Source organism: Rhizobium sp. CBN3, assembly GCF_030518245.1.
In the GTDB taxonomy this organism is placed as follows: domain Bacteria; phylum Pseudomonadota; class Alphaproteobacteria; order Rhizobiales; family Rhizobiaceae; genus Rhizobium; species Rhizobium aethiopicum_A.
Genome location: NZ_JAULSE010000097.1, coordinates 1 through 530, shown reverse-complemented (window position 1 = coordinate 530; position 530 = coordinate 1). Strand labels below are relative to the sequence as shown.

The following is a 530-nucleotide window of genomic DNA, read 5'->3' as shown; positions in this document are numbered from 1 at the left end:
TGGGCGATGGACTTCGTTCACGACCAACTCGCAACGGGTAAGAAACTGCGCGTGCTGACGGTGGTCGACACCTTCTCGCGCTACGTGCCGGTGCTTGATCCACGTCATAGCTATAGAGGCGAAGACGTTGTGCAAACCCTTGAACGGGTGTGCCAAAAAGCCGGCTATCCGAAAACGATCCGTGTCGACCAAGGGACCGAGTTCGTGTCGCGCGACTTGGACCTGTGGGCCTATTCCAAGGGTGTGACGTTGGACTTCTCACGCCCCGGCAAGCCGACTGATAATGCTTTCATCGAAGCGTTCAATGGCCGCTTCCGTGCAGAATGCCTGAACCAGCATTGGTTCCTGACCCTTGCGGATGCCCGCGAAAAGATGGAGGATTGGCGTAGATACTACAATGAGGAAAGACCTCATGGTGCGATCGGCAACAAGGTGCCGATCTCGTTGGTGAATTCGGGAGGCGCAACCAGCCCGCCTCCCTGAATGAAGCCGGAAAACTCTAGCATCCGGTGGTCCAACGTTTGGGAGCG

General features: G+C 56.8%; 1 pseudogene. It reads left to right on the top strand.

Going from position 1 to position 530, the window contains the following annotated elements:
• A pseudogene (locus QWJ46_RS31115) lies at window positions 1–483 on the top strand (IS3-like element ISRel21 family transposase); the annotation flags it as partial.
• Window positions 484–530 lie beyond the last annotated feature (47 nt).